This is a genomic window from Arthrobacter globiformis NBRC 12137, assembly GCF_000238915.1.
In the GTDB taxonomy this organism is placed as follows: Bacteria; Actinomycetota; Actinomycetes; order Actinomycetales; family Micrococcaceae; genus Arthrobacter; species Arthrobacter globiformis.
The window spans coordinates 25,843-40,574 of the sequence record NZ_BAEG01000047.1; the positions used below are offsets into that span (position 1 = coordinate 25,843).

Here is a 14,732-nt window from a genome sequence, read left to right on the forward strand (position 1 = left end):
GCCGGTCACCAGGGTCCGTACGGGCCCATGTTCCGGCTGCCGCCGCGTCCGGCGTCCTTCACGGCCGGCCGGACGTCGGCCAAGTAGACGGAGGCTGCCACCACGGCGCCGAGGCCGAACAGGCCAAGCGGGCCGAGCAGGCCGCCCGCTCCGCCGCCGAGCACGGACAGCGCTCCGACGGCCAGGCTGCCGCCGGTCAATGCCAGCCAGAACGTCTTGGTGCGCTTGCCCACAGCCTCGAAGGCGTTGGCCCGGTGGCGGACGCAGTCAAAGAAGGCCCACACCTCGAGTGCCAGTGCTATCAGCCCCAGGATGTAGTAGACCGTGCTCTCAACGTAGAAAATCAGTAGTCGTCCGTCCACCAGCCCAGCCTATCGGTCCAGCGCGTCCAGCGCCTGCTTCAAATCGGCCCAAAGGTCCTCGACGTGTTCGATGCCCACGCTGAGCCGGACCAGGTTCTCCGGAACGCTGACCGGTTCCGCGGCGTGCCGGCGCCGCCGCTCGATGAGCGACTCAACCCCGCCAAGGGACGTGGCCGGCAGCCACAGGTTCAGGGCACGGACCAGTTTGTCCGCGGTTTCGGGAGCGCTGAGCCCGCCGGCAGCGGCCACTTGGACGCAAAGAATGGAACCGAATCCAGTCATCTGAGACTTGGCCAGATCGTGGCCCGGGTCCGACACGAGCCCCGGGTACCGCACGCTCTCCAGTGCCGGGTGCGCGCTGAGCCGCTCGGCGAGCACCGCGGCCGAGGCCTGCGAACGCTCAATCCGCAGGGCCAGGGTCCGCAGTCCGCGCAGCGCCAGCCACGCTTCGAAGGGGCCGGCGATTCCGCCATGGATGATGCGGTGGTGGAGGAGGGTTTCGCGCAGTTTCGCATCAGAGGTCACCAGGGCGCCCAGTACCACGTCCGAGTGGCCGGCCAGGTACTTGGTCACCGAGTGAAGGACGACGTCGGATCCCAGACTGAGCGGCTGCTGCACCAAGGGGGTGGAGAAGGTGTTGTCCGTGACGACGACGGCGCCGGCGTCATGGGCGGCCTGTGTCAGGGCCCGGATGTCCGCGATGCCGAGCATCGGGTTGGTGGGGCTTTCCAGCCACAGCATGTCCGCCGCTTTGCCGTTCCGCGGCGCGATCTGTGCCCGGACCGCTTCCGTGTCCGCGATATCCACGGTGCGGAGCTCCAGGAGGCCCTTTTCCGCCAGCTCGGCAGCCATGACCAGCGATCCCGAATAGCTGTGGGATGGCATCACCAGGACGCCCCCGTTGGGGATGAGGGAGAGCGCGGAGCTGACTGCCGCCAGGCCGGAGGAGTACAGCAGGCCCGGCAGCGCGGCACCCTCGAGCTGGCCGAGGGCCTCTTCGAACGGGTCCCACGTGGGATTGGAGTAGCGGCCGTAGCCCCGGTCGCCGTCGTCGAGCGCGCCAGTGCCGAAATACGTGGAGGAGAGGACGATGGGCGGGTTGACCGGCGCGTCGTGTTCACGGGGCGGACGGCCGGCGGCCACAACCACCGTTTCGGCGGACAGGGATGCGGCATGCTGATCGGAAAGACTCATGGTCAAAGCGTACGTTGGGTGCCTGCCCGCACGGAAAGCGCCCCCTTCCAGCGAGCTGCGGAAGCGGGCGCCGGGCGTTTTCGTCGGTGGAAATCGGTAGGCTGGATAAGTGAATATGCAGAGTCCCGGACTTTTCATCGCCTTCGAGGGCGGTGACGGTGCCGGCAAGTCGACGCAGGCGGCCCGGCTGGCCGGCTCGCTGGAATCGCGCGGCCTCACCGTGCTGCGCACCCGGGAACCCGGAGGAACGCCCATCGGCGAGAAGCTCCGTTCCCTGGTGCTGGATCACGGCCATGGCCACATTGACGCCCACACCGAGGCCCTGATCTTCGCCGCCTCCCGGGCCGCGCATGCCAGCCAGGTCATCAGGCCCGCCCTGGCCCGCGGCGAGGTGGTGCTGACGGACCGCTACATCGACTCCTCGGTGGCGTACCAGGGTGCAGGCCGCGGCCTCGGCACGGACGCCGTCCGGGGCGTTAACGAATGGGCCACCTCCGGGCTGCAGCCGGACCTGACGGTGCTCCTGGATGTCCACCCGGCCGAGGGCCGCAGCCGCCGCACCGCCGGGGATGCTGCCGAGGACCGGCTGGAGTCGGAAGCAGACGAGTTTCATGCCCGGATCCGGCAGGCGTTTTTGGACCTCGCCGCGGCGAGGCCGGAGAGTTACCTGGTCCTCGAGGCAGGACAGCCCGTCGAGGAGATCGCCGGACTGATCCTGGCGCGCGTCGAGCAGCTCCTTTCAGCAACCGGCAGGCGGCCATGACGGTCTGGGATGACCTGCAGGGGCAGCCAGCCGTCGTCGCCCAGCTGCGGCAGGCATCCATGGGTGAGGGGCTCACTCACGCCTGGCTGTTCACCGGGCCTCCGGGGTCGGGACGTTCAAATGCCGCGAAAGCTTTCGCCGCCGCACTGAACTGCGACCAGGACGACGTCACCGTGCGCGGCTGCGGCACCTGCCCGGCGTGCCTGACCATCCTGGGTGAAACCCACGCCGATGTCTCCTTTGTCCGCACCGAAAAGGTGACCATCACCATTGAAGAGGCACGCGAACTCGTGGCCACGGCCGGCAACCGGCCGTCGTCGGCGCGCTGGCGGATCATCGTGGTGGAGGACGCCGACCGCATGGCAGAGCGCACCACCAATGTGCTGCTCAAGGCCATCGAGGAGCCCACGCCACGCACCATCTGGATGCTGTGTGCTCCGTCCCCCGCGGACGTCCTGGTGACTATCCGGTCGAGGTGCCGTGCGGTTGCGCTGCGGCTCCCGCCGGCCGCCGACGTCGCGGCCCTGCTGGTGAACCGCGACGGCGTGGATCCGGCCCTTGCCGAGCGTGCCGCCCGGGCAGCGCAGAGCCACGTGGGCATCGCCCGGCGGCTGGCCCGCGATGCCGAGGCCCGGGAGCGGCGGTTGGAGACCGTCCGGTTCCCGCTGGGGCTGCGGGGCATCACGGCCGCCGTGATGATGGCTGACAAACTCGTCAAGATCGCCACCGAAGAAGCCACGAGCTCCAACGAGGAACGGGACGCTGCCGAAAAGGCCGCATTGCTGGCCACCCTCGGCGCCCCCGAGACCGGCACCCTGCCGCCCGCCATGCGCAGCCAGGTGAAGCAGTTGGAGGACGACCAAAAGCGGCGCGCCAAGCGCTCCATCACCGATTCCCTCGACCGGACACTGACCGACCTCCTGTCGTTCTACCGGGATGTCCTGATCATCCAGCTGGGGAACGCCGTGGAACTGGTGAACGTTGAGCTGAGGAGCGAGCTGGAAGAGTTTGCCCAAAGGTCCGGGCCGGACGTGACCCTCGCCCGGATGGACGCCATTAACAACGCCCGCAAGCGAATCACCACCACCAACGTCGCGCCGCTGTTGGCCGTAGAGTCAATGGCCGCAAGCCTGATCCAGTAGCCACGCACCCCCATTTGCCTGACCAAACTGGCACCGCCCACAAGGAGAAACCGCATGATGTCTGCACCGCCCCTGTCCTCGCGACCCCGGACCCTCGCGGCCGGGATGCGGGCGGCCGGCGCCATGGCGCTGGCCGTACTGCTGGCATCGTGCAGTGCTCTGGGCCCGTCCAAGGACGGGTCCCCGCAGAACGGCTCCACGGGACAGGCCGACCCTTCCATAGCAGCGGCCGCCCCCGAGGGGCTGAAGGCCTATTACTCGCAGAGGATCATTTGGGAGCCCTGCGAGGACAAGCTGCAGTGTGCCAAGGTCAAGGTGCCCCTCGATTATGCGAAGCCTGACGGCGACACCATTGAACTGGCTGCGGTGAAAATCGCCAGCACCGGGGACAAAAAGGGCAGCCTGCTGGTCAACCCCGGCGGTCCGGGCGCGTCCGGCTACGACTTCGTCAGGGACGCCGGCAACAGCCACTTCTCCGAGACTGTGCGCGCCAACTACGACCTCGTGGGCTTCGATCCGCGCGGCGTCAAGCGTTCCGCGCCCGTCACCTGCCTCACCGACAAGGAACGGGACGAGGCCCGGGCGAAGATCTACACGCCGGAAACCGATGCCGGGCTGGCCACGCTTCTCGCCGACAACAAGGCCACCGCGGCCAAGTGCGCGGAACAGACCGGGCCCGTGCTCGGGCACATCGATACCGTCAGCGCGGCCAAGGATCTGGACGTCCTGCGCGCCGTGCTCAACGATTCCAAGCTGAACTACATGGGCTTTTCGTACGGGACTTTCCTCGGCTCCACGTACGCTTCCCTGTTCCCTGACAATGTGGGGCGCATGGTCCTCGACGGCGCCATGGACCCCTCGCTCAGCGCCGAGGACCTGACGTTGGGCCAGGCCCGGGCGTTCGAAAAGGCGCTGCACGCCTACGTTGAACACTGCCTCGGCGAGGAAGGCTGTCCCCTGAGCGGCACGGTCGACGACGGCCTGCAGCAGATCCGCGACCTCATCACTTCCGTGGTCCAGACCCCCCGCACCGCCAAGGACGGCCGCCTGGTGGGCGGCAACCTCTTCGTCAGCGGCCTCATTGTGCCGATGTACGGCAACGAAAGCTGGCCGGCCCTGACCCAGGCATTGGACGCCGCTATGAAGGGCGATGTCAGCCCCATGCTCCGCCTGGCGGACCTGGGCGCAGACCGCTCCCCCAACGGCAAGTACACCTCCAACACGGCTTTGGCCTTTAGTGCCATCAACTGCCTGGACTACCCCATGAGCAGCGATCCGGTGGCCATGCGCGCCGAAGAGCAGCGCCTCCTCGAGGCTTCCCCCACCCTGGGCTACTTCTTCGCCTACGGCGGTGCGAACTGCGCCGACTGGCCATACAAGAACATCCGCACCCCGGCCCCGGTGAAGTACAGCGGCTCCGCCCCGATCGTCGTCGTCGGCACCACCGGTGACCCGGCAACGCCGATGGAAGGGGCCAGCGAACTGCGCAAGCAGCTGGGCAACGCGTCCCTGCTGACCTTCAAGGGCGAGGGCCATACCGCCTACGGCCGGTCCAACACCTGCATCAGCGATGCCGTGGACAAGTACCTGGTTGACGGCAAGGAGCCGGCGGACAACACCGTCTGCTGATCCCTGCGGCTGTGGCGGCCGCCGTCGAGGTCTTCAGAGCCGGTAGGCTCGCCGCTCCAGGAGGGCGGGAAAGTCCTTGATGGAAGGCAAGACGTCGGTGGCACCTGCGCTGCGAAGCGCCGCCTCCGAGTTCGACCCGGTCAGCACCCCGGCAGCCACCGAGGCCCCGGCGCGCAGCCCCGAATGGATGTCCGCGGCGGAGTCCCCCACTACGGCAACTTTCCGGACGTCGTCGATGTCGAGGGCCAGGACCGCGGTCAGCACCATGTCCGGGAACGGCCTGCCCCGGCCGGCGTCCGCGGGGCACAGGCTAAGGTCCGCCAGGCCCATCCAGCCCAGGGATTCGAGCACCATGTTCTGCGTGTGGCGCCCGAAACCGGTGGCCAGGCAGACCTTGATGCCGGCGTCCCGCAGCCAGCCGATGGTGTCCTCCGCCCCGGGGACGGCCCGCACTCCGCCGTCGGCGATGAGTTCGTCGCAGTTCAGCTCAAACTTCTTGTTGGCGCTGGCCGCTGCCTGGGGGTCGTCGAACAGTTCGGCGAAAACCGTCATCCGCGAGATGCCGGAACGCTCCCTCGCGTAGCGCAGCATGCGTTCGAAGCGCGCCGAGCCGGCCTGAACTCCCTGATCCGCCAGCGTGCGGGACATCGCGCGGTCCATGAGGCCGCCGTCGTACACGGTTGTTCCCACCATGGCCAGCACCGCCAGCAGGACGGGCTGGTCATGGTCTGCCGCGTCCGCGCCCGCCGCGGGGGCAGTGCGCAGCTCGCGACGGGTTGAGATTGCACTGTCTGGTGTCATGGTCGAGCTCCTTTGCCGCTGGCGCGCAGGCATGCTGCGCCACTTTCGGGTCCAGCATGGCGGCCGTTGCTGTTGTGGGCCTGAACCGGATCCGACGGCGGAATGAACGTCCTGCCAACGTCAATCTCAGCCTGCGGGACGCTCATTTTGACCCGGACGCGGGGACTCTATTACAGTTGTCTCTTGCATGAACCGGCCGGTTTTCCGGCTGATTGGTGCGGTGCTTCCTTAGCTCAGTCGGTAGAGCGTTTCACTCGTAATGAAAAGGTCATCAGTTCGATTCTGATAGGAAGCTCGGGAAGAACCCCGTATTGTCGCTCGTTCGGCGGCGGTACGGGGTTTTTTGCTGGTTTCGCCCGTAGGCGCCGATAGGCCCGGGGCACATCTTTAGGCGCCCTTCGGCGCCGACCTCCACGGTGTCCCGGAGTGCCGTCCTCGGGAACGGATCCTGGCGTACCCCTCATCAGCGCCCGCGCCTCCAGCCGGTCTTGCACAGGCGGCAGCGGAACAGAATTTTCTTGAGCAAGTATTGATCGGCACTCGATAGTTCCTTGAGGCACGGAAGGCAGAGTGTTCGGTACCGGCACGGATGACCGGTCCTCCAGAGTCCGCACGCCGGGCGCCTTCAAGAAACGGACGTTCGCCACTATGGGCCGCAACCTGAACTCCGCCACGGGCAGGGCCTACGCCTTCGTGCTCTTCACCGGCACCCACCCCTCCCGTGCCAACACATAACCCACACACGTCCCCTCCGTCGTCTGGCCCCAGAACCGCGGCGGAGGGGGCCCATCCGTAAGGGAGCAGCGGATGGCGCAAAAACACCGGCCTCAGGCTGAGGCGCCCCCACCGGCCCTGGACGGGCAGCACCTCCGAAACTTGGCGGAAGGTTGTTCGACGGCGGCGGCTGAGGCCTTTGCGGACAACTACACAGCCCTCCTTCCACAGCGCGTTGACCGCATCATCCGGAGTGTCGGCGTCGGGCACCGGGAGATGGCCCTGGACGCTGCCCTCAGCCTGCGCACGTCATCGTCAATGGCTGGCGCCCTGCAGATGAGCCACCTGTGTACCCAACTGGAGAAGGCCCTGGTGGTCGCTGACCTGGCCGCCGCTGCCGGCGTGGCCCGGGACATCGACCTCCACCTGCCGGAACTGCAGGAAGCTCTCGCGAGCCGCCATCGCCCGGACCAATAGTTCCTTCAGCGCTTAGTTCAGCGGCTGGGCACAGGCTGAGGTCACAAAGTCGTAAATCTGTCCACGCAGTGCCGTTCCTGCCGCGATCATCAACTGTCCCTCACGTCCTCCCACACTCACATTCAGGGGCAGCAGGGTACCCACCTTGTCCTCGGCGACGGCATGCGGATCGCACCGGGCAGGGCGGATGCGCAGACGCAGTTCAATGCGTGGGGCGCCCTGCACGATGCGGATGTTCCGCGGCCAAGGGCTTTCCGCCGATTCGGCAACCAGGGTGGTCCCCGCGATGCTCGCGATGGTCATCGATCCTCCGCCCGGGCCTGCGCCGCCCGCTTCCTTCGGGGTGATGAGCAGGCGGACGACGCCGGTGCGGGAGTCCGGCGCAACCTCAAGTCTGCGGTCCAGGACGATGTCCGCCACCGCGGCCGCCCCTGCCGCAAGGCACAGCTCCATGTTGTTCCGCTCCAGGACCCCGAAAGGGTCGACGGCGACGGGCGCCACCTCCCGCACGCCGGCCTGGCCGGCCTGCGAATATCTCACGGTGACGACAGGCTGCTGGGTGGTTGTTGGCTCCGTGGTTGATTCCTCCGTGGCTGATTGCTCCGGTCCGCAAACCGGGGCCGGAAGCCTGGCTGGAAGACTCTTGGGCTGGCCGGGAGGCAGTTCGAGGCCGCCGCCGGTTGGCTCCCACAGGATCTGCCCGCGGAACAGGGGCGACGCGAGCTGCGCGGCAGCCACCGTCAGGGGCCTGCCGGACACGTTGGTGAGCAGGAGCTGGATGGACTGTTTTCCGTACTGGTCGCGCGACTGGTTCACCTCCACCGTTATCGGCAGTGGCCCAGCAGATTCCTGTGGCTCCGGCGCGGTGCAGCCAGACAGCACAGGAAATGCCGCCGCCAAGGCTGTCACAGCTACGGTGGCGGGCCACCGGCGCGTGCGCGCACGAGTCCCCAGTGCGTGCACAAGGATCCCCACCTCAGGGGATCCCTGCGCTGGGGAACCATGTGCGTAACGGCACGAGCCATGGACCTGTTCATGCAACAGGTCCATGGCGGAGCCTGTCTAGAACTGCCCGGTGGGGCCAGTGTCCTCGACTTCGCCGCGCCAGCCACCGGTTTCGGTGCCGCGTGATTCGATGAAGTCCTTGAACTTCCGCATGTCTGACTTCACCTGCATCTTGTCGATTTGCAGGGCCGCGCCCGCCTTCTCGGTAACGGTTTCCGGCGCCCACTCGAAGTGGACCTTCACCTTGGTGTGGGTGGCGTCCAGCGGCGTGAACCTGATGATGCCGGCATGGGACTTGCCGTCAGTGCTGCGCCAGGCGATCCGGTCATCCGGCTCCTGGTCAACGATCTCCGTATCAAATTCCCGCTTCACGCCGCCGACCTTCGTCACCCAGTGATTCGTGGTGTGGCTCAGCTGGGTTACGGATTCCACGCCGGACATGAACTGCGGAAATGATTCGAACTGTGTCCACTGGTTATAGGCCGTATGGACCGGAACTGCGACATCAACGGTCTCTTCAACAGTTTCCATCTGCTTCCTCCTGTCATTACGGGTGGCCCGATTACGGGCCCTCGGCAGTCGCCGTCGTCTCCCACAGCAACCACCATCTGAACGGTAGGTCCGGTGGCTTCCGGTGTCCAGACCCCGCGGGTAACAGGGATCAGGGAAGGCCAGCGGTGCCGCCCGAGGTGACCAGAAGGTCCCCGACCTGGCAGTCCAAGGCGTCACAGATGGCTGTCAGGGTGGAGAACCTGATCGCTTTGGCCCTGTCGTTTTTCAGCACCGACAGGTTCACCAGGCTGACACCGACGCGCTTGCTCAGTTCGGTCAGGGTCATCCCGCGGTCTGCCAGCAGCTCGTCGAGCCGGCAATGGATTCCTGTTGTTTCGTCCGCCGGCATCAGACCAGGCCCTCGGTGTCCTTCTGCAGCCGCCGCCCCAGCTGAAAGACCCCGGCCACGAGAATTAAGGCGATGCCCAGCACCAGCGGACCGACGTTGAAGTCCAGGGAGAAGATGTAGGACTCCCCCGGCGCGTGCCCGTCCGCTCCGATCAGGTCTGCCAGCCAGCTCCGCGCAAGAGAATCGAGTATCTGCCCCACGGTCCCGGTCACAGCGAGGACGGTTCCCCCGGCACCAACAAGCCACGCAGAGCCAGGGGTGAAGAGAATCTCGCTACGAAGCCGGTAGGCCAGCAGGAAGATCAGCGCCAGAACGGCCAGGATACCTGTCTGATTCAGTGCCTCCGCCCAGCCCAGCAGCGCCGCCGGGCCGGAAGGAAGGACCGGGATGGTCGCATCCAGGGCCGTGTATTCCCCGGTAGCCCCCAGCGACAATCCGGACGCCGTCTGGCGCGGCGTTGCCACAGGAAGCGTGAGCGTAACCTGCCCCGCAGAGGAGGCAACGATGCCCGACACCGTCAGGGCCGTCGTCGCGACTGCCGCCGCCGCCGAGGCAACCATCAGGAATAGCGCATCGGTTCTGGACACAATCTGCTTCCGGCCCGACGCCTCAGCGGCGCTCTTGAAAATTTTCATCCGTCCCCCAGTTATCGAAACTCGTTAATAACGACAATCGATAACATAGGGCTTTCACAAGCCGGCGTCAATTGCCAGTGCACCAGACTGCCGCCCTTACCAGCGCCCTACCAGGGCAAAAAGGAGCCCGCCGGGACGGCCGGATGATCCGTCGTCGGCGGGCTCCTTAGGGTAAATGCCCTGGCCTTAGGCCGCCGGCACGTCGAACCGCTGCCCTTCGGGCTTTGACGGCAGGATGGTCAGGACCAGCAGTGCAATGGCCCCAAGGAACGGCACAAGCCCCAGCAGCACAAGCCAGCCGCTCACGTTTACATCGTGAAGGCGCCGCACAGTCAATGCCAAGGAAGGAACAATGGTCGCCAGTCCCCAGATGATGGCCACGACGAGGCCAACCGTGGCGCCCGGACCGGGCACCGCAGTACCGTTGGCGGCCACAGTTGCTCCAGCCGAACCCCCTACGGCCGTGATGATGTTGATGATGATGCCGACCACGGCCGCGACGAGCACCCACCACCAGTACTCACTCCGGCTGGCCCTACCCGAGAACGTGGCGTACTTCTTGAAAAACCGGCGGACTGCCACAGGAAAGGGCGCCCCGTAATACGGTGCCCAAAGCGGCGGCTCGCCGGCTGCTGCCTGGTAAGCCTGCTGCTGCGGATATTGCTGATAGCTCATGGATTTCCCCCCATGGGTTCTGAGTTATGAGACCAGCTCATCCTAGGGGCCAAACTCCCGGATCCCCCGCGTGATGGAGAAAATTTACTGCGAATTTCACTTCGTGAATGGATAAATGCGGGAATTTCACATTCCCCGAGGCCACTGACGCCCGAGACTGGACGCCAGCAATGAACTGACCATCGACACGATCCTCGCGCAGGCTTAACCTTTCCTCGCTGGGACCCGACAACGACGACGGTGAGGTGCGAAATGGGAACCCGGGAAGATGTTGATTTGGTACGGCGGGGTTACGAAGCGTTTGGTGCAGGTGACATGGACACTCTTCGCGGCCTGTTCGCGGAGGACGCAGTCTGGCATCTGGGAGGCAGCGGCGGGCTGTCCGGTGACAAGCAGGGCCTGGACGCCATCCTTGCATACTTCGGCGAACTGTTCACACGATCCGACGGCACCATCAAAGTCGATTTGGATGATCTGATTGGCGGGGAAAAGCACACCATTGGATTCCAGAGGGTGCACGCGCAACGCAACGGCGCTGCCATCGACCAGCGCACTGTCATCGTCTTCGCATTAAAAGACGGCAAAGTCAGCGAGGTATACGAATTCCCGGAGGACACCGCCAAGGCCGCCGATTTCTGGTCCTGAGAATTTGGTTTTCCTCTGGCGAGTACATGCACGACGACGGCGGCCAGCCGGCTTTCCGTCTGCTTTCAACCGCGCGAATCAACCGGGCGCCGCTACGCGACGTCGTCGGCGATGCTCCGGTCCGACAGGTGGGCCAGCAGGGCCCTTTCCGGATTTCCCGGGTTTTCCTCGAGGTGGCGCAACAGGCTAGTGCGCACGTCGGGCCCCGTGGCAACCGCGGAAAGAACATCGACGATGACGTCCATGACCTGACGGCGTATCGTCCAGTCCCCCGAAGCGTACGTCATGAGCACCTCCTCACCGGCCGCGAGCTCTTTGCCCCGGGTGTTCTTGCGATCGATGCTGTTCCCACGATCGATCGTCGCTCCCGCTGTTCCCGCCTGGCCGCGAAAATGCGGGAACCAGTGGGGGCCGGCCCATGTCTGGGCCGGCCCCCACTGCGGATCCCTGTGTCACGAAGTCAGGTCAGACCCGGCTTCTGCGTGTTACGGCGCCGTAGATCAGCAACACAATAACGGCGCCGAGGATGGACAACAGCCAGGTCCTCAGGTCGAAGAAATCACCCAAGCCACCACCGAAGATCAGCGAACCGATCCAGCCGCCGAGGATAGCCCCGACGACACCCAAGACGAGGGTGACAATCCAACCGCCGCCCTGCCTCCCGGGAAGAATGGCTTTTGCAATGGCCCCCGCAATCAGACCGAGCAGGAGAAATCCAAGAATTCCCATGACGCACTTTCCTTTCCACCAGACAGGTACCGCGGGTGTGGCACCAGCTATAGAGATGAGTTAATCAGCAGGCTTAGTAGCTGGCAAGCACCCGGTGCCCGTGCCCCGAAAATTCTCTTGTCAGGCCTGCGGGGCGGTGCTATAAAAATCGGTATCACCAGCATCGGAACTGAGGTCAAGGAGGGGTCCCCGGCAGCAAGTCAACGCCTCATGGACCGGGACGGGATACCGGTAAACGCAAAGCTGCTTATTGGGCGGTGAGCTTATCGAGAACGCCACAGCGCATGATGCGCACGTGCAGCAACATCAGCGTGCGGATCCTCATCCCGCTAAGTGGTCCCCGGCTGCAGGAGCAGCCGGGGACCACATCACCTCAGCTGCAGAGAGTTCCGCAGCATCCGGAGTCATTGAGCTGGTTGTGGTGGGATTCACGTGGACCAGGCGACAATCGTCAACTATGCCCTCGGCTATATTGCCGTTGCCGTAGCCGTTTTTCTTATGTTCCTGCCGGCACTCGCTGTTTTTGGCCTGCTTCTGCTCGGGGCCGGCGGCGTGCAGGTGGTCGTTCTACTCATCCATGCAATGGCTGCTGGCCTCTACCGAGCTGCCCTCAGGATGTACCAGCACCTGCGGGACAGGTGGCAGAGCAGCCATGGTGGCAGACTAGCCGCCCACTAGAGCGGAACCGCGCCCGGAGGAATGCGTCGGGCCGGAACGCCGCCTGTGCTGGGGCATGCTCAAACCTGCGCGCCGAAACATATGATGGCTCTCATGGAGGAGGAACTGGAGCGCACCGCCCAGGCCCTGTACGCGCTTCCCTTCGACGAGTTCGTCGCCGCCCGCACTGCCGCAGCCAAGGATGCCGCCGCATCCAACAAGACCCTTGCCCAGGCGATCCGGACCCTGCCGAAGCCTTCGGTGGCCGCCTGGACCATCAACATGCTGGCGCATCACAACCCCGACGCCGTTCAGCGGCTCAGGACCCTCGGACAGACGATGCAGGAGGCTCAGGCGTCACTCGATGCCGCAGCCTTGAGGGAACTCGCCAAGGAACGGCGGAAGCTCCTCGGCACCGCTGTGGGTGAAGCACGGCTCGCCGCTGAAAAGCAGGGCCGGAAGATCAGCGGCGCAGTTGCCACCGAAGTGGAAGCGACACTGCGGGCCGCAACTGCGGATCTGGCGGCTGGCGCCGCCATCGAAAGCGGGCTCTTACTCCGCGGACTGTCAGCCGACGGCGTGGACCAGGTTGATGTCAGTGACGCCGTGGCGGTTCCGTCCGCTCTCGGCAAGCTGCCGCCGCCGCTCCCGCGGCCCAGTGGAACGCAGCGCCCCTCTGGTGAAGTACCGAAAGGTCGCCGGAGGGAACCAACCGCCGCAACGGCTCCGCCCGCTCAGCGCACACGGACCCAGATTCGGAAGGCCGGGGCCCGGACGGACAGCGATGCCGACGCCGTAGAGCCCGAGAAGCCGCGCCTCCATGCGGTCCGCACCGCTCCCCGCCCGGTCACACCGTCACTGTTGGAGAAGGCCCAGGCGGCGCTGGCAGAGGCCGAGGAAGCGGCCGCTGAGGCCGCAGATGAGGCCGCGCGCCGCGCCCGGGCCCAGGAGGAAGCCGCGGCAGCCTTCGTCCAGCTCACTGCGGACGTCAACGAGGCACGGCAGCGGCTCCGGGCCCTGGAGCTCTCGCTCGATGCCGCGCGCAAGGACCGCGAGACGGCTGCCGCCGAGGCGAAGCAGTACGCCCGGGCAGCGGAGAAAAGCGAGCGGTCGGCCGTGCTGGCGAAGGAACGTGTGCTCCGGCTCCGCAACACGCCGGACTGAACTGCCAAAAATGTCAGACCCCGGTTGCACGATGGAGCCATGGAAATTAATCAGGAGTTCCACGTAACCTACTTCGACGCCGACTGCGGCCGGATCCGCACGGAGGTCTTCGACACTGTGGCGGCAGCTGAGCGTTTCGCCAGCCGCAGCATCACGGACGAGGACAGCTGGGCCATCGTCGACGCCGTCGCCGTCCAGCAGGAACAGCTCGCCGCCTAAGCCGCAAAGCCTGCCCAGCCAGGCCCGAACAGCCAGGCCCGGTCAACCCGGCCCGAACAGCCCAGCCCGGTCAACGCTGAGAGGCCCCGCCCCGTCCGCTTGAGCGAACACGGCGGGGCCTCTCAGCGGCCACCTGGGAATTAGGCGAAGTCAGAGACAGCCGGGTCGGGGCCGATCCTGCCAGTTCCTTCCGCGGTGCGGTCCAGGCCATTGATGGCTTCAACGTCCTCGGCGTCCAGAGTGACGTTCAGGGCGTCGAAGTTCTCGCGGAATCTGGACTCCGTGACGGACTTGGGGATGACGACGTTTCCGATGGCGAGGTGCCAGGCGATGACCACCTGCGCCGGAGTGGCGTCGTGCTTCTGTGCGATGCCGGCAATAATCGGGTCCTCGAGGAGCTCGCCGCCCTGGCCCAGCGGAGACCAGGCCTGGGTCAGGATGCCCTGGGAGGCATTGAATTCGCGCAGTTCCGGCTGGCTGAAGTACGGGTGCAGTTCCACCTGGTTGATGGCGGGAACCACGCCGGTCTCGTCGATGATCCGCTGCAGGCCTTCGATGGTGAAGTTTGAGACACCGATGGACTTGACCCTGCCGCGCTTCTGAAGTTCGATCAGCGCCTTCCACGTGTCCACGTACTTGTCCTGCTTGGGCTGAAGCCAGTGGATGAGGTAGAGGTCCAGGGTTTCGAGGCCCAGGCGCTCCAGTGACTCCTCGAACGCGGCAAGCGTTGATTCGTAGCCCTGGTCGGAGTTCCACAGCTTGGTGGTGATGAAAATTTCCTCGGCCGACAGCCCGGAGCTCGCGATCGCGCGGCCGACGCCGGATTCGTTGCCGTAGATCTTGGCGGTGTCGATGTGGCGGAACCCGGCCTGGAATGCCTGGAAGACAACCTTCTCGGCGACGTCGTCTTCAACCTGCCACACCCCGTAGCCCAGCTGGGGAATGGTGTTGCCGTCATTGAATGTCAGTGTTGGTGAAGAAGTCATTTGTCCATCCTGCCAACAATCAAACTTGGAGCGC

At 65.6% G+C, this 14,732-nt stretch carries 20 protein-coding genes and 1 tRNA gene; 10 read left to right on the plus strand and 11 right to left on the minus strand.

Annotated elements, in window-relative coordinates:
* Window positions 1-5 precede the first annotated feature (5 nt).
* Complete coding sequence (locus tag ARGLB_RS08510; RefSeq protein ID WP_003801177.1) at window positions 6-362, minus strand: DUF2516 family protein; 357 nt, start codon at window positions 360-362, stop codon at window positions 6-8.
* Between the two features lie 9 nt (window positions 363-371).
* The gene (locus tag ARGLB_RS08515; RefSeq protein WP_003801178.1) at window positions 372-1,556 is read right to left on the minus strand and encodes a trans-sulfuration enzyme family protein; all 1,185 of its coding nucleotides are present in this window, start codon (window positions 1,554-1,556) and stop codon (window positions 372-374) included.
* Window positions 1,557-1,671: 115 nt separating this feature from the next.
* On the opposite strand from ARGLB_RS08515, the gene tmk reads away from it, so the two are divergent.
* The 3 genes from tmk to ARGLB_RS08530 are packed head-to-tail and all read left to right on the plus strand — an operon-like array spanning window position 1,672 to window position 5,090.
* The gene (tmk, locus tag ARGLB_RS08520) at window positions 1,672-2,319 is read left to right on the plus strand and encodes a dTMP kinase (RefSeq protein WP_003801179.1); all 648 of its coding nucleotides are present in this window, start codon (window positions 1,672-1,674) and stop codon (window positions 2,317-2,319) included.
* Window positions 2,316-3,461 (plus strand): DNA polymerase III subunit delta', encoded by a 1,146-nt coding sequence (locus ARGLB_RS08525; RefSeq protein ID WP_003801181.1) that lies wholly within the window; start codon window positions 2,316-2,318, stop codon window positions 3,459-3,461. Before tmk ends, ARGLB_RS08525 begins: the two co-directional genes overlap by 4 nt.
* 57 nt (window positions 3,462-3,518) lie before the next feature.
* Window positions 3,519-5,090: an alpha/beta hydrolase gene (locus tag ARGLB_RS08530; protein WP_043418536.1), complete on the plus strand. Its 1,572-nt coding sequence runs from the start codon at window positions 3,519-3,521 to the stop codon at window positions 5,088-5,090.
* Between the two features lie 33 nt (window positions 5,091-5,123).
* Here ARGLB_RS08530 and ARGLB_RS08535 read toward each other — a convergent pair whose 3' ends face one another.
* Entirely contained in the window at window positions 5,124-5,891 is a 768-nt protein-coding gene (locus ARGLB_RS08535; protein WP_003801185.1) for an HAD family hydrolase, read from the minus strand.
* Between the two features lie 222 nt (window positions 5,892-6,113).
* Here ARGLB_RS08535 and ARGLB_RS08540 point away from each other — a divergent pair.
* The 3 genes from ARGLB_RS08540 (at window position 6,114) to ARGLB_RS22385 (ending at window position 7,082) form a co-directional block, all read left to right on the plus strand.
* Window positions 6,114-6,186: transfer RNA gene (locus ARGLB_RS08540), tRNA-Thr, on the plus strand.
* 275 nt (window positions 6,187-6,461) lie between these two features.
* Window positions 6,462-6,626: a hypothetical protein gene (locus ARGLB_RS23575; RefSeq protein WP_003801187.1), complete on the plus strand. Its 165-nt coding sequence runs from the start codon at window positions 6,462-6,464 to the stop codon at window positions 6,624-6,626.
* Window positions 6,627-6,698: 72 nt separating this feature from the next.
* Window positions 6,699-7,082, plus strand: a complete 384-nt coding sequence (locus ARGLB_RS22385) for a hypothetical protein (RefSeq protein ID WP_003801189.1) — start codon at window positions 6,699-6,701, stop codon at window positions 7,080-7,082.
* A gap of 12 nt (window positions 7,083-7,094) precedes the next feature.
* Here the strand turns inward: ARGLB_RS22385 and ARGLB_RS08550 are convergent, their stop codons facing one another.
* The 5 genes from ARGLB_RS08550 to ARGLB_RS08570 all read right to left on the minus strand — a co-directional run bounded on the left by ARGLB_RS08550 (window position 7,095) and on the right by ARGLB_RS08570 (window position 10,298).
* On the minus strand, window positions 7,095-7,898 hold the full coding sequence (locus ARGLB_RS08550) for a hypothetical protein (RefSeq protein ID WP_245531502.1): 804 nt from the start codon (window positions 7,896-7,898) through the stop codon (window positions 7,095-7,097).
* 246 nt (window positions 7,899-8,144) lie between these two features.
* Window positions 8,145-8,618, minus strand: coding sequence for an SRPBCC family protein (locus ARGLB_RS08555; protein ID WP_003801192.1), 474 nt, complete (start codon window positions 8,616-8,618; stop codon window positions 8,145-8,147).
* A 130-nt stretch (window positions 8,619-8,748) separates the two neighbouring features.
* Complete coding sequence (locus tag ARGLB_RS08560; RefSeq protein ID WP_003801193.1) at window positions 8,749-8,988, minus strand: helix-turn-helix domain-containing protein; 240 nt, start codon at window positions 8,986-8,988, stop codon at window positions 8,749-8,751.
* Complete coding sequence (locus ARGLB_RS08565) at window positions 8,988-9,623, minus strand: hypothetical protein (RefSeq protein WP_003801196.1); 636 nt, start codon at window positions 9,621-9,623, stop codon at window positions 8,988-8,990. Before ARGLB_RS08565 ends, ARGLB_RS08560 begins: the two co-directional genes overlap by 1 nt.
* 186 nt (window positions 9,624-9,809) lie before the next feature.
* Entirely contained in the window at window positions 9,810-10,298 is a 489-nt protein-coding gene (locus ARGLB_RS08570) for a DUF805 domain-containing protein (RefSeq protein ID WP_003801198.1), read from the minus strand.
* A 252-nt stretch (window positions 10,299-10,550) separates the two neighbouring features.
* Between ARGLB_RS08570 and ARGLB_RS08575 the strand changes: the two genes are divergently transcribed.
* Complete coding sequence (locus ARGLB_RS08575) at window positions 10,551-10,943, plus strand: nuclear transport factor 2 family protein (protein ID WP_043418487.1); 393 nt, start codon at window positions 10,551-10,553, stop codon at window positions 10,941-10,943.
* Between the two features lie 92 nt (window positions 10,944-11,035).
* Here the strand turns inward: ARGLB_RS08575 and ARGLB_RS08580 are convergent, their stop codons facing one another.
* Both ARGLB_RS08580 and ARGLB_RS08585 read right to left on the minus strand, forming a co-directional pair.
* On the minus strand, window positions 11,036-11,230 hold the full coding sequence (locus ARGLB_RS08580; protein WP_003801202.1) for a hypothetical protein: 195 nt from the start codon (window positions 11,228-11,230) through the stop codon (window positions 11,036-11,038).
* A gap of 178 nt (window positions 11,231-11,408) precedes the next feature.
* The gene (locus ARGLB_RS08585; RefSeq protein ID WP_003801204.1) at window positions 11,409-11,672 is read right to left on the minus strand and encodes a GlsB/YeaQ/YmgE family stress response membrane protein; all 264 of its coding nucleotides are present in this window, start codon (window positions 11,670-11,672) and stop codon (window positions 11,409-11,411) included.
* 432 nt (window positions 11,673-12,104) lie between these two features.
* On the opposite strand from ARGLB_RS08585, the gene ARGLB_RS08590 reads away from it, so the two are divergent.
* From ARGLB_RS08590 to ARGLB_RS08600, 3 genes are all read left to right on the plus strand, one after another.
* Window positions 12,105-12,350: a hypothetical protein gene (locus tag ARGLB_RS08590; protein WP_003801207.1), complete on the plus strand. Its 246-nt coding sequence runs from the start codon at window positions 12,105-12,107 to the stop codon at window positions 12,348-12,350.
* Window positions 12,351-12,443: 93 nt separating this feature from the next.
* Window positions 12,444-13,493: a hypothetical protein gene (locus ARGLB_RS08595; RefSeq protein WP_003801209.1), complete on the plus strand. Its 1,050-nt coding sequence runs from the start codon at window positions 12,444-12,446 to the stop codon at window positions 13,491-13,493.
* Between the two features lie 39 nt (window positions 13,494-13,532).
* The gene (locus ARGLB_RS08600; RefSeq protein ID WP_003801210.1) at window positions 13,533-13,712 is read left to right on the plus strand and encodes a hypothetical protein; all 180 of its coding nucleotides are present in this window, start codon (window positions 13,533-13,535) and stop codon (window positions 13,710-13,712) included.
* Window positions 13,713-13,852: 140 nt separating this feature from the next.
* On the opposite strand, the gene ARGLB_RS08605 is transcribed toward ARGLB_RS08600, so the two are convergent.
* Window positions 13,853-14,698: an aldo/keto reductase gene (locus ARGLB_RS08605; protein ID WP_003801212.1), complete on the minus strand. Its 846-nt coding sequence runs from the start codon at window positions 14,696-14,698 to the stop codon at window positions 13,853-13,855.
* Window positions 14,699-14,732 lie beyond the last annotated feature (34 nt).